The sequence below is a fragment of the Lacihabitans sp. LS3-19 genome (assembly GCF_024343575.1).
Lineage (GTDB): Bacteria > Bacteroidota > Bacteroidia > Cytophagales > Spirosomataceae > Leadbetterella.
Map to the genome: position 1 here is coordinate 220,608 of NZ_RJUA01000001.1, position 12,892 is coordinate 233,499.

At 34.9% G+C, this 12,892-nt stretch carries 10 protein-coding genes; 6 read left to right on the forward strand and 4 right to left on the reverse strand.

Translation table 11 applies throughout. The annotated features are described in order from the left end of the window. Window positions 1–22: 22 nt before the first annotated feature. From EGI22_RS00920 to EGI22_RS00935, 4 genes are all read right to left on the reverse strand, one after another. Window positions 23–172, reverse strand: coding sequence for a hypothetical protein (locus EGI22_RS00920; protein WP_255065738.1), 150 nt, complete (start codon window positions 170–172; stop codon window positions 23–25). A gap of 15 nt (window positions 173–187) precedes the next feature. Further along, window positions 188–1,018 carry an RHS repeat domain-containing protein gene (locus tag EGI22_RS00925; protein WP_255065739.1) on the reverse strand — a complete coding sequence of 277 codons (831 nt, stop codon included), beginning with the start codon at window positions 1,016–1,018 and terminating at the stop codon, window positions 188–190. 164 nt (window positions 1,019–1,182) lie between these two features. Next, a complete protein-coding gene (locus EGI22_RS00930) occupies window positions 1,183–2,091 on the reverse strand; it encodes a hypothetical protein (RefSeq protein WP_255065740.1) in 909 nt (302 codons plus the stop codon). Window positions 2,092–2,098: 7 nt separating this feature from the next. Continuing rightward, window positions 2,099–3,784 (reverse strand): C1 family peptidase, encoded by a 1,686-nt coding sequence (locus EGI22_RS00935; protein ID WP_255065741.1) that lies wholly within the window; start codon window positions 3,782–3,784, stop codon window positions 2,099–2,101. Between the two features lie 262 nt (window positions 3,785–4,046). On the opposite strand from EGI22_RS00935, the gene EGI22_RS00940 reads away from it, so the two are divergent. From EGI22_RS00940 to greA, 6 genes are all read left to right on the forward strand, one after another. Further along, on the forward strand, window positions 4,047–5,906 hold the full coding sequence (locus EGI22_RS00940) for a 7TM-DISM domain-containing protein (protein ID WP_255065742.1): 1,860 nt from the start codon (window positions 4,047–4,049) through the stop codon (window positions 5,904–5,906). A 249-nt stretch (window positions 5,907–6,155) separates the two neighbouring features. Further along, window positions 6,156–6,485: a LytTR family DNA-binding domain-containing protein gene (locus tag EGI22_RS00945; protein ID WP_255065743.1), complete on the forward strand. Its 330-nt coding sequence runs from the start codon at window positions 6,156–6,158 to the stop codon at window positions 6,483–6,485. A gap of 19 nt (window positions 6,486–6,504) precedes the next feature. Continuing rightward, the gene (locus EGI22_RS00950; RefSeq protein WP_255065744.1) at window positions 6,505–7,590 is read left to right on the forward strand and encodes a hypothetical protein; all 1,086 of its coding nucleotides are present in this window, start codon (window positions 6,505–6,507) and stop codon (window positions 7,588–7,590) included. Between the two features lie 125 nt (window positions 7,591–7,715). Beyond that, entirely contained in the window at window positions 7,716–11,009 is a 3,294-nt protein-coding gene (locus tag EGI22_RS00955; protein ID WP_255065745.1) for a 3-coathanger stack domain-containing protein, read from the forward strand. A gap of 195 nt (window positions 11,010–11,204) precedes the next feature. Further along, entirely contained in the window at window positions 11,205–12,005 is an 801-nt protein-coding gene (locus tag EGI22_RS00960) for a class I SAM-dependent methyltransferase (protein ID WP_255065746.1), read from the forward strand. Between the two features lie 360 nt (window positions 12,006–12,365). After that, window positions 12,366–12,836, forward strand: coding sequence for a transcription elongation factor GreA (gene greA, locus EGI22_RS00965; RefSeq protein ID WP_255065747.1), 471 nt, complete (start codon window positions 12,366–12,368; stop codon window positions 12,834–12,836). Window positions 12,837–12,892: the final 56 nt, after the last annotated feature.

Genomic DNA, 12,892 nt, shown 5'->3' on the forward strand with positions numbered 1-12,892 from the left:
TACAATTTAGTAAAACCTTGACTTATCTCTTTCTAATTTCTGGTTTTGGAGGAATAGTCTTTCCATGTGCAATTCTTGCGTTTTTTTGGTTTCTATATTTTGGATGAGGAATAGCCTTTGCCATAGAAACAAAAACCATTATGCAAATTACTAAACTTAAAATCTTTTTCATGTTTTTGATATTTTTTCAGTTACAGTTTGAGTAGGCGTAAGTTTTGATATAGGTCTGTTTTTCGATCGCATCTGTAGAAGCTCGTTCTATGGTGAAATTATTGGAGTTATATTTTCGGGTGGCCTTGAAGTCATAATAAACACGCAATTTGTTGGTAAAATCCGACCAATTTTCATCAAGCTGAGTAGCGACTTTTCCTGATGTTATTAAAGATGTTCTAGGTGTAAAATTAAATGGTACTGAATAAATAATGCCACTAGTAAAGTAAGAAGGGTCAAATGGATGTCCTTTTATCATAATTTCATACGATTTCTTAGTAGCGTCTGTTTCATAACTACTCACTATATATTGGTCTAAGATTTTCTCGTCCAAAGTTACTTCGCTTTTCGAGAATACACCATTAGGTCCATTATATTCAAAATTTGCCACAGCACCATCACTTTTTTGAACAAATTTTGTTATTCGTTTTTGAGCATCCATCGTTATATCAAACTGTTCATAAAGTTCTTTTTTTTCATTGGTAAAATTTACCTTTGTTAGAATTCCCGCAGCATCATATACATATTCGTCTATAAATCCTTCGTCGTTAATAGTTTTCAGCAAATTCCCAGCAGCATTATACTCATATTTTAATGGTACTTCAATGATTTTTCCATTGTCTTCATAAGTAATAATAGTTGATGTTAGGCGGTTGTTGGCATCGAATTTATATACCTCATAATTGCCATCGTCATAGGATATTTTTTGAATGAGGCAGCTTGTTTCAATTGGCTCTGCATCTTCGTCAGGTTTTTTACATGAGATTGATAATGCTATCATTATCAGGACAAATAGTGATTTTTTCATGGTGATAAATTTTGGTTTGAATTATATTACAAAGTTCTAATTTTTAAGAAAGCCAGGAATCAACCTTAAAGTGTATATTAATAAATACCACAAAAGGTGTAGAAATTAGAAGGACGGTGGTCTTTCTACACGAAATGTAGATCCGTTGCATTTCCGGTTTTACTCTACTTTACTGTATTAAGGTAACGTACTCCTGTTTGCTCCAAAACAGTTTCTGGATTCAATATTTTTGATAAATCAGGAACGAAGGTGTAGAAAATAGCATCCGTAAAATGAATTTCTTTAGAATTTAACGCTTCAAAGTTTAGCTTTTGCCAAAACTGGCAACCAGAGAGAAGTATTCTTTCAGCCGTAACATTGTCAATCTCCAAATCATCCCCGAACTTGCTTCCTTCAAAAAAGACAGCCTTTTTGAAATGGCTAAAATTGAAGCTCATTGGAGAGAACGATTTTTGAAGCGAAAAATCAACATTTTCTCGAAATTCAACCTCACGAAATACCGCTTCTCCTTTCCACTTACAAGATTGAAAATATCCAATTTCGTTGAAAATTGATTTGTTGAAGTAAGCGTTTTTTCTAAAAATTGTATTTTGAAAAAACACTTTCCGTCCGAAAATATTTTCCGAAAAATTAGCGTCGTGTCCAATCAAGGCGTTTTCTAAATGAAGTTCGCCATGTAATTTACTTTCCGCCAATGCCAAGGAAGTTCCCACTATTGCCCCATTAAGCAGTATGTCGCTGTAAAAAGTACAATTGAAAAAGCTCAAATTTGTTTCAAAATAAGAAAGTACCAGCATTTCGTCTCTTTCGACAAAACCTATTATTTTGCCTTTAAACCTACAATTTTGAAAATAAACAGGACTCGAAATCTTCACTCTACTTTGAATCTTCGACTCTGGGTTTGCGTTTAATTTGGTAAAATCTAGGTCACCTTCTATCGTGACATTTTCTAAAAAAATCGGTTTCTTTTTTGCAATCGATTTTATGATAGATTCTGCCTTTATAGTTTGTTCTGACCGACAAAAATTTACACTTCCCAAAACCACTAAAATTAAAAGGGCCAAACGAAACATCTTACAACTATTTTGGATTAATGCCATAGTTAGTTTCTATTTTTGATTTGTTATAGGCATCAATTTTCTTCTGAAAATCCCCACTTTTTTTGTGGTTTTTAATCATTTCCATTATTTCATTTGTGGAATAGGCATTGGGATTATTTTTGTTGGCAGCAGTCCGGAACTTTAAATTTTGCTCGTTTTGGCTGTTATATTTTAAGTCATTTAAAAATGAAAATTCGGAACCATTGCTACTTAAACGCCCGGCTTGACCATTTTTAAATGTAATCGGGTTTTCTGTTGTATAAAAAAAGTTGTCATCTTCATCGTATTCTTTAAAAACGTCACTTCCATCAACTATCAAGACCAAATAATACTGGCCGTTTAAGGTGGCAGGTAAAGAATAATCAGTCTGAAGAATATTTGTGCTTAAAAACTGAAAACCAAAATTATTTTTAGGTGGAATACTTATATTAAAATCGCATGATTTTTCATTACATGAATATTTGTTTACACCCAAGTTGTTACTGGTAAAATTATAATTGAATATTATGCCGTAGTCGTCGGCTTTGTAGGCATTATAGTAAAGATAAAATGAATTCCAAGGCTTGGTAACTCCAGCGGTTTGTGTACCGTTATTATAAAAGTTAAAAAGTATCTTTCTTGAGGCTGGATTTTTTGTTGTTGCAAACGTTGAGACATCTTCTTCAACCCAGGCAGATAATTCAACACCTGTAAGTTGCGAATCATTTACTGGAGTTGGATTTTCCTTCTCGGTGCTTTTTAGGGCAGCATCGCTCATGGTAAGCAAAACGCCATTTCCATTAGAATCTCTTTGTAAAAATGTGTTTATAAAAAAGTTATAATCAACCCAAATAAAGCCGTTATTTCCCCAGTTGGTTCCCCAAGAATTTACAACTTTGAATGCCCCATTTACGCCTTTTTTGTCATCATAGCCAACAATAGCCATACCGTGATAGGCATGTTGGCCAACCGAATTAAAGGTAGTTTGTGAGGAGTAAACATTTGCCGAATTCCATGTCATAAAATTGTCAGAAAGTTTAAAACCTGCTATTACTGGAATTCTGTTAGCAATCTGTTGTTTTATTGAAAACACATCATCATCAATAATTCTGTAATTTTTTATTTTGTGCTTTGCTGCTTCGCTTGTCCATGAGGTTTGAATGGATGATGATAAACAAGACTCAAGATTGTTGTAAGGAACGGTTGCCATAGTGGCAGCACCTCTTGTTTGGAGCATTTCCATGTTTATTAAATAAGTGCTACCATTGCATTTCTCTCCTTTCGAATTACCCTCGGGTATAGATGTGAACAAATCTTTGGCACTTATTTGATTGGTGGCTTTGGACAAATCCGTTGCATTGTAGCCAAAACTAAGAGCTTCGGTCGCGGTTTTTCCGTAATACCCTGTCGCCCATGATATGCAGGTTCCGTAACTTCCCTGGCTGGCAATAGGCGGAAGCAGCTCTGACAAATCAAAAGATGTAGGCAAATTGGTATTGGAAGCAAATCCAAATTTCACATTGTTGGGCACCTTACCAAGGTCTTCATTTCCCAGCCATCCAAATCCAAAAGCTGGTTTGTCGTCATCTGGTTGCTGAGTTGGTGATATGGCTTCTGATAGCTTACACGAAGACGTGAAAATCATATTCACTATGCATACTCCTGTTAAAAACGAGATTTTTTTCATGTGTTTAATATTTGTAAATGGCTATATTTGAATATTCTATTATCAAAAGAGTTGTTCTTTTTCTTATAGTATCACAAAATTCAGAACAATTAAACTCTTATAAATCAACCAAAAGCAGTATTTTGAAAAATACACCAAAAGGTGTAGATAACTATTCCTTCGAATTTGTAAATTTGATTTTTTGTTAGTCATGATTTAAATAAAGGCTATATTCTATTACAATTTGAAAATATGCCCAATTAATATAATAAGCAGATTGAATATGAAGTCGTTGGCCTTTCAAGTCGTTTTTCTTTTCTTAATCTCTCATGCCTTATTCTCACAAAAAAACCAGAATTTAAAGGTTTTGTATTTAAAAGACTCCAATTCTAATTTTACTATAGATAGCCTCGAAGCAAAATCTAAGAATTTTAAAATATTCGAAAACGCTCGACTTAGCTATGGCCATGAAAATAAACCACATTGGCTCAAGATATCTTTAAATAATAATGATACTGTATCTCAAAAAAAACTCTTGGAACTTGATTATGCCTTTCTTGAAGAGGTTAATTTATTTCTGGTAAAAGATGGCAAAATTATCTTTAAATCAGATACTGTTGGCTGGAAATATGCCTATAATAATCGGGTTTTTAAGCACTATAATCCAGTTTTCCCAATAACCATTGATGCCAAAAGTTCACCAACAGTTTATATTAGAATTTTTCGAAGATATATTTCTTTATTACCTCCTATTAAAGTTTGGGATGAAGGCGATTTTTACCAAAATGAGATCAATCGTAAATTTATTTGGGGTGGCTTTGGTGGTATTTTACTTTTGGCTTCTTCTTTTGGCATGATACTTTTTCTTGTTTTGGGCAAAAGGCTTTACCTATTGTACGCTCTTTATGTATTAATGGCATTATTTTATTGTTTAATTGATAAGGGCTTTTTTTTCGAATATTATAATGACGGTTTTTTGGGCTTTTACAAGAAAAACTTTCGTCAGCTATTAATGAATTTGAATATTTTGTTTACGCTCCTTTATGTTAGAGAATACGTATTTCCTAATTATAAACTGAAGTTTTGGATGCTTCAAATTTATAGATTTTGCATTTTTTTGTGTTTTTTAGCCATTTCCTTGTTATGGTTTGAAAAATATTCGAGCGAAAACCATATCATCTATTCTGACAAGGCGGCACTCCTTTATCCTTTCTCTTTTATATTTCCGACTGTTTTTAGTTTTTATTTGGTTTTTTACAGTTATTTTAAAAAGATAGATGTAGTGGCTAGTAAATTCTATATGGTTGGTGCTTTGCCATTGGTACTTTTTACCATTCTTACCAATGTGAGACATTACAGTTTAATGCCAAATTATTGGTTTCTTGAAATCGAAGGGGCTTTGTTGGCCTATATTTTTGACGTTTTATTATTGGCTCTAGGATTAGGTTATCGTTATAAAATGTTACGGGCAGAAAAAGAAAAATTATTAGAAGAAAAAAATCAAAATCAGCAAATCGCCCTAGAAACTGGCCTAAAACTCCAAAATCAAGAACGTAGCAGATTAGCCAAGGAGTTGCACGATGGATTGGGCATAGATATTTCGATAATAAAAATGAAAATGGAAGCCCTTAGCATCGATTTGGAAAAAAGTGGGAACAATTACAAAGAATTTAATGAAGCCATTACCAGTCTCGACAATCTGGCCAGTGATGTTAGGAGTTTTTCGCATAATATTATGCCGCCAGATTTAGAAAGAAATGGTATAGCCTTTGTTCTAGAAAGCTTGGTTTTCAATCTTCAAAAATTGAATTCCAGCATTGAGATAAATTTTACAACAAATATCACAGAAAAGCTAGAAGATGATTTATCACAAAATCTGTATTTTATAGCTAAAGAATTGATAAATAATGCCCTGAGGCATTCGAATGCGAGTATAATAGACGTAGAATTAATGAAAGAGAACAATCGGACCGAACTGAAAGTTTCTGACAATGGAGTCGGTTATGATTTTGAAAAAGCCTTAAAAAATGATGGCTTGGGTCTAGAAAGCATTAAGTCTAGGGTAGCTTTAATAAACGCAAATCTAAAGGTAATAAAGAAACCTTCGGGTGGTATTTCGCACAAAATTATTCATTTGGATTAAATAGTCTTTTGAATATTTAGATGTCCTTTTTTTTAATTCTTCCCATTCATATTTATAAATCTCCTTTATATTCTTTTGGAAACTAGATTTCAATTGTAAAAAACCAACAAAACGTCATTTTATCCTTCCAAATTTTCTAAGAAAAATATCCTTTTCATTCTTCCAGTTCAAAAAATAGGGCAAATGCCTTATTGATAAGCTTTTGGATTTCCAGCAACTTTGAGGCATTAATCCCAAAAAGTTTTAGCTATGGAAAATCTTAAATTTATTAGAAACATAGAATTACAATCTGACGAAATCCTGTTGTTTGAGTCTGACATAAACTATTCACAAATATGGCTAAGCAATGGCAGAAAATTGATAGTGGCTAAAACGCTAAAGCAAATATCAGAAATAGTAAAGAATTCTCCTTTTGTGAGGGTCAATCGCAAAATAATGCTCAACGCTAACTTTGTAAAAAGCCTGGGAAATGAACAGACAAAACAAACTGCAGAACTTACCAATGGATTAAAAATCACTTTCTCACGTCGAAGAGCGGCTAAGGCTCATAATGATATTAAAAACTATTTAATTAACTGATATTAAACTATTTAATAAAATGAAAACAAAAATTTTACTTCTAACTTTCTTCTTTTTTTCAATGTGCAAATTAAGCCAAGCTACAATAATCTCAGTGGTCAATGGCGACAATTTGCAAACAAAAATTACGAATGCTTCTGCAGGAGATATTTTGATTGTTGGTGCTGGAACTTATTCAAGTATAACTTTATCCAAAAAACTAACAATTTTTGGTGCTGGCTATTACAAGACTATTGGAGGGAATTCTATTATCACCGGACAAATAAATTTTTCAGCTGGATCTGAAGGATCTTATGTTTCAGGGATGTATTGTGATAATGTAGATATAAGTGCAAGTAATATCACATTTGCCCGAAATCTGGTAACAACAAGATTGGTATTAGGCAGTAGCGTAAGCACCAATAATGTAGTCGTTTCACAAAATTATCTGTGTACAAGCAATATTACTTCTAATGACAATAACTTAGTATTAATAGGCACTGGAAATATTCAAACAAACTATGTTTTCAAAAATAACATTGTGATGACTAAAATTAATTTTAACCACCCAAATGGTTCCACAGGTTTGATTGTAAACAATGTCTTTGATCCAGATAGCTCAAACTCGTCAAGTACTGGGTATTATAACGACATTTATCGAATAGTGGGAGGCGATATTAAAGGCCTATCTTTTTATAATAATATATTTAAAGGTAGTTTTCCATTTGCTACTACACCCCAAGGTCTTTTTACTTCAGCGAATGCAACGCCTCTTAATTTCAAATGGAACATTGTAGATTTTGTTACCAGTTCCATCACTCTTCCTGCGGATAATTTAGTTAGTACTGCAAAAGTCTTCGCTGGCTATCCTATCAATACTGGTGGATTAAATAATGCCGATGGCAGGGCAATTTTACAGCCAGGAAGTCCAGCCACTAATTATGGTCGAAAGGCCCCCTTTGGTTCGTCTGACCCTGTAACAGACGCTGGGGCTTATGGTGGAGAACAGCCTTATGTACTAAGTGGAATTCCTGTTGGACCGTATATCTACAGTATGAATGTGCCACCACTAGCGGCTGCTAACAGTGTAATTCCTGTGACCATCAAGGCCAAAACGAACAATTGATTTTGAGGAAAATTTGAAAAAAGATGTACAGCTATTCAATATTTTTTGAACAAGAAATTATGCCGAATAGTCTTGAAATCTTAGAAATCAAATGCTTAGAAATCATTTCTCTAAACAAGAACAAAATGAAAAAATATTTAATAATCTTTTGCATTTGGCTGATCGGATTGAGCACTGCCAATGCCCAGATTGTTGCGGGAGAATACTTCTGGAACACTGATCCGGGTGTTGGTATGGCTACGCCATTAACAGCATTGGAAATAGCCTCAGGAGTAAGCGATGAGAGTTTTGATCTCAACATCACTACTCCAAGCTCTGCCGGGCAACATTTACTCTATGTTCGTTTTAAACAAAACGATACCTTATGGTCACAAGCCTACCCACAAATGTTATTGGTAGGTACTGAAAACTTATTGACGGGTTCCACTAATTTGGTAGATAGCTCCAAGATTGTTCAAGTAGATTATTACTGGAACGATAGCACATCTAATGTTCATTCAGTTGTTTTGCCCACACCTTCTGCTGATTTTTTAAGTATGGCAAACATAGGTACAAATGGTTTGTCTGGTGGACAACATGTGTTAAATATCAGAGTAAAGGATAAGTACGGATTATATTCTCCTTATTCCAAAGAATTAGTTTTTGTTAGCCCTGAAAACCTTCTAAGTGGTTCTGTAGACCTTGTAGATACACTGGAAGCTAAAAATTTGGAGTATTATTGGAATGACAATACTTCTCTTAACACTTTGCTTATTTTACCCCCATCCGATAATGATTATTCATTTACATTTGATCTCTCCACATCAGGAGCATTAGATGGTAGCAATGTCTTTAACTATAGAATAAAAGATAAGTATGGATTATGGACTAGCTGGAAAACAGAAACGATATTGGTGCTGGGTGAGATGCCTCTGCCAACGATTGACTCTATAAAATTTGCTATTAAGGCAAATAAATATAGCCTGACTGGTCAAGTTTTGTCAGTTAATTTCAAAGATCCCAATGATCAATTATCTCTTACATTTAAGAGCATACCAAGTGATACAAATGTAGTAGTAGGAAATAAAGAAATTACTACAAAAGGCCTTACTCATGGATTAAATATACTAAGTTTTAGGTCTTTCGCAAGCGACCCTATTTCGATTGATTACGCGGGCTCCGATAGCTCAGCTTTGTATCAAGTGGCCATAATGGTTGATACCACCATAAAATTGCAAATAGGAGAGCCTCACCTTGCCAATAATACACTTTCAACAGAGTTTTGTCCTGGAGGAATAGTAAAAATCCCAATAGATACTACAGGAAATTGGCCAAGAAATAACCCCTCATTGCAGAGTACATTTACTATGAAATTATCTAATAATTTAGGACAAAATTTTCTGGCAATCAATACGACTATGAACGTCTCGGGTGATACACTCATAGGAACTATTCCTGATGAAATTGCTTTAGCTTCTGGTTACAAAGTAATGGTAGAAAGTACCTTACCGATGATAAGAGATACGGCCTCTGCTACACTTACCATTGGTTTGACTTTAACACCTTATGCTACTAATGCTACTCTTTGCGAAAAAGCCACTTTAAGCTTAGGGGTTAATTCCAATGTGGGAGCCTCTTATTCCTGGGTAGGTCCAGCTGGTTTTATGGCAAGTGGCAATGCTCCAGAGAGAGTAAATATTCCTGCTAATGGAGGGGGTGTTTATACAGTCAATGCTATTTCTACGATTGCTGGTTGCACATCGACAGCCTCCATAAATATTACTGTTAATCCTCTTCCGATAATTACACTAGGTAGCAATTCCCCGCTTTGTGTTGGGCAAAGTATCAATTTGACTTCATCTTCTGTCGGAAATTCGTTTTTATCTTGGGTAAAAGGAGCATCAAATATTGGTGGCAGTGGCGGTAATAAAACAATATCCAATGTTGCTCTTGCTGACTCAGGATATTACAAAGTGGCTTACCTTTCATCTGCGAGTTGTCTGAAAATTGATTCAATAAAAGTTATTGTAAAACCACTTCCTGTGCTTTCTGGAATTAGTACCAACTCTCCCATTTGCTCAGGCAACACACTCAGTTTCGGTCTAAATGCTACCGCGGGGTCCACCTATACCTGGTCAGGGCCAAATGGTTTTAACTCAAATTTGGAAGACCAAACTATCACCAATGCAGGAACTAATACTAGCGGTATATACAGTGTAACAGTAACTTTAAACGGCTGTGACGTAAATACCACCATCGTAAATGTCGTAAATCAAACACCTGCTGCCAATACAACCACACCTGTGGTTATTTGCCAAAATCAAGCATTAACACTAGGTGTAAGCAATACCCCATCCGCCTCTTATTTGTGGTCTGGGCCATTTTTTGCCGCTTCTGATCAGAATCCTTTGGTTTCTAATACGGCTAGCACCAGTATGTCTGGCACTTATTCAGTAACCGTTACATTGGGTTCTTGCTCGGCTTCCAATACCGTTTCGGTTACTGTAAAGCCATTGCCTGAAATCATTAGTTCTAGCACTAATAGCCCTATCTGTGCAGGAAACAATTTAGTAATTGGCGTAGAGGCTACCTCTGGATCTACCTACTCTTGGTCAGGGCCAAATGACTTTAGCAATACTATAGATGCATGGAGTATCAGTTCGGCCACAACAAATGCAAGTGGAACCTATTCTCTTACAGTAACCTTAAATGCCTGCTCCACAAATACCACTGTCTTAGGAATTGTGAATCAAACGCCGGTAGTAAACACCATCAGTCCAGTGAGCATTTGCGAAGGTACTTCACTTGCCCTACAAGTAAACACTACACCATCTGCCACTTATAATTGGACAGGACCTAGTTTTACTTCTAGTTTAGAGGATCCTATGGTTTCAAATTCTGCAAATGTGAGTATGTCAGGCACTTATAATATTACGGTTACCTTAGGAACTTGCTCTGCAAATGGAGCCGTAACAGCAACGATTAATCCCAAACCAATATTGGTAATTACCAATCAAAATACTTCTGGTAATGGTCCAGTAAACATAACAGTGCCCGCAGCGACGGCTGGAAGTACTTTACCATCTGGCACTAGTTTAAGTTATTTTACCAATGCACCTGCTACAAATGTTTTATCAACACCAAATGCTATAGCAAACTCTGGAACGTATTATATCAAAGCAAGCAGTCCGGCAGGTTGTGTCGATGTAAAACCGATTGTGGTAAATATCTGCGGCTCTACTTTCACCTTAGTTAGTCCTACAGATGATTACAATTCTGGGCTACAAGTAAAAGCCTCAACTGTGAAAATTACTGCTTCCAATAAAATCACTGGAACAGCAAATATTACCTATAGGTCAGCTCAAGCAATTGAACTTTCTCCTGGGTTTTTAGCAGCAAACGGCACAGTTTTTTTGGCAGAAAAAGGTATTTGTAATTGATAATTAAGGAACTACTCAGAAATACCTTGATGAAAGTCGAGGTATTTTTTTGTTCAAACTTTATTACAGCACTAGAAATTTATTAATAGGCGAATATCAGCTTTAATTACCTCACATTCTTTCAAAGTTTTTCTTTTGGCTCAACATTTGCAATTGATTATTTTATAATTTGCGAACCTAATATAATTTATAGCAATGGCCTTCGATTTTCATGCTGACCGCTCCAAGTATTTCCAGTTACAATACAACAATACCAAAGACAATATTCTGCCGATGATAGAAAACCAAAAACCTATTGTGGCTGGTATGAAGGTTTTGGAAATTGGTTGTAGGGATGGTGGTGTGCTTATGCCATTTTTGGAGAGAGGCTGCACTATTACAGGTTTTGATCTAGACCGTGGACCGGTAGAAAGTGCCCAGAAAATCTATGCGGATAAAATTCAACAAGGAATAGCGAGTTTTTTTGTAAAAGACGTTCATGATTATATCGCTGAAAATAAAGACAAAGTAGAGGCTAAGTTTGATATTATTGTACTCAAAGATGTTATCGAACATGTCTATGGACATGAAGAAATGATCAGCAACTTAAAACATATTCTGCTGCCAGGTGGGGTTATTTATTTTGGATTTCCACCTTGGCAAAACCCTTTCGGTGGTCATCAGCAAGTTTTGCATAGCAAATTGTGGTCTAGTTTGCCTTACTATCACATGTTGCCTAATTTTATTTATTATGGCATCATGAAACGTTGGGAAAAAGATAATTATGGTTTCATAAAAGCCACCAAAGAAACAAGGATAACGCCGGAAAAATTTGAGAGATTGGTGAAAAAACATAATTTCGAGATTCTTGAAAATCATCACTTTTTTATTGCAACCATGTACAAATATAAGTTTGGCATAAAACCGAGGAAGCAATCAAGCATAATCAAAGTAATTCCTTATTTTCGCAATTTTTTCACCACAGCCGTTGACTATGTAATTAGACAAAAAAGCTAAACTTTTTGTTTCTGTTTTAGTTAAGCTTACTGAATGAGTATTTACAAATAAATTTTGTCCAATTAATTTAATTAAAAGTTGATTTTTTTTGGAATATTTTGACAAAATTTATCGTTTATTGGTGTAGTTGAATACCAAAAGTATCAATTTTTAGCTTGACAAGGCAAAATAATTGTATTACATTTGTGGTCTATTTAAAAGAGAATGCAAAAGACAATTTTTAAAATTTCTAGCAAAACATAACAGAGTTTCTGAATTTATTTGATTTCAGGAACGGTCGATTTTCGCCGTTCTTTTTTTTTCTACCCAGTCAGCAAAGGCGGGTAATTTTTTTTAGTATTAACATTAAAACTTAAAACCATGTCTGTTCAATATTATACACAAGAAGGATATGATAATTTGAAAAACAAACTCAACGACCTAAAAACCAGAGGTAGGAGGGAGATTTCGAAAGCTATTGCCGAAGCAAAAGACAAAGGAGATTTGTCAGAAAATGCTGAATACGATGCCGCAAAAGATGCACAAGGATTGATGGAAGGAGAGATTTCAAAACTTGAGATTCTGTTTTCTACGGCAAGAATTTTGGACGAGTCAACGATTGATATTTCTACAGTATCGTTGATGAACAAAGTAAAGATCAAAAATGCAAAAAATGGTGCTCTTATGACTTACACCTTAGTGGCAGAAGAAGAGGCAGATTTGAAACAAGGTAAAATTTCAATAAACTCGCCATTTGCTAAAGGATTATTAGGTAAAAAGGTTGGCGATAAAGCTCAGATACAAGCTCCAGCAGGATTGGTAGAGGTTGAAGTTGTTGAAATATCGATGTAATAGTTTATCCTGAAGATATATAAAGGGAGCTTATCGAGCTCCCTTTTTTGTTGTCA

Excerpts from the sequence above, each read along its gene's own strand:
- EGI22_RS00920 (WP_255065738.1), bottom strand. The coding sequence starts at position 172 with ATGAAAAAGATTTTAAGTTTAGTAATTTGCATAATGGTTTTTGTTTCT.
- EGI22_RS00925 (WP_255065739.1), bottom strand. The coding sequence starts at position 1,018 with ATGAAAAAATCACTATTTGTCCTGATAATGATAGCATTATCAATCTCA.
- EGI22_RS00930 (WP_255065740.1), bottom strand. The coding sequence starts at position 2,091 with ATGTTTCGTTTGGCCCTTTTAATTTTAGTGGTTTTGGGAAGTGTAAAT.
- EGI22_RS00935 (WP_255065741.1), bottom strand. The coding sequence starts at position 3,784 with ATGAAAAAAATCTCGTTTTTAACAGGAGTATGCATAGTGAATATGATT.
- EGI22_RS00940 (WP_255065742.1), top strand. The coding sequence starts at position 4,047 with ATGAAGTCGTTGGCCTTTCAAGTCGTTTTTCTTTTCTTAATCTCTCAT.
- EGI22_RS00945 (WP_255065743.1), top strand. The coding sequence starts at position 6,156 with ATGGAAAATCTTAAATTTATTAGAAACATAGAATTACAATCTGACGAA.
- EGI22_RS00950 (WP_255065744.1), top strand. The coding sequence starts at position 6,505 with ATGAAAACAAAAATTTTACTTCTAACTTTCTTCTTTTTTTCAATGTGC.
- EGI22_RS00955 (WP_255065745.1), top strand. The coding sequence starts at position 7,716 with ATGAAAAAATATTTAATAATCTTTTGCATTTGGCTGATCGGATTGAGC.
- EGI22_RS00960 (WP_255065746.1), top strand. The coding sequence starts at position 11,205 with ATGGCCTTCGATTTTCATGCTGACCGCTCCAAGTATTTCCAGTTACAA.
- greA (WP_255065747.1), top strand. The coding sequence starts at position 12,366 with ATGTCTGTTCAATATTATACACAAGAAGGATATGATAATTTGAAAAAC.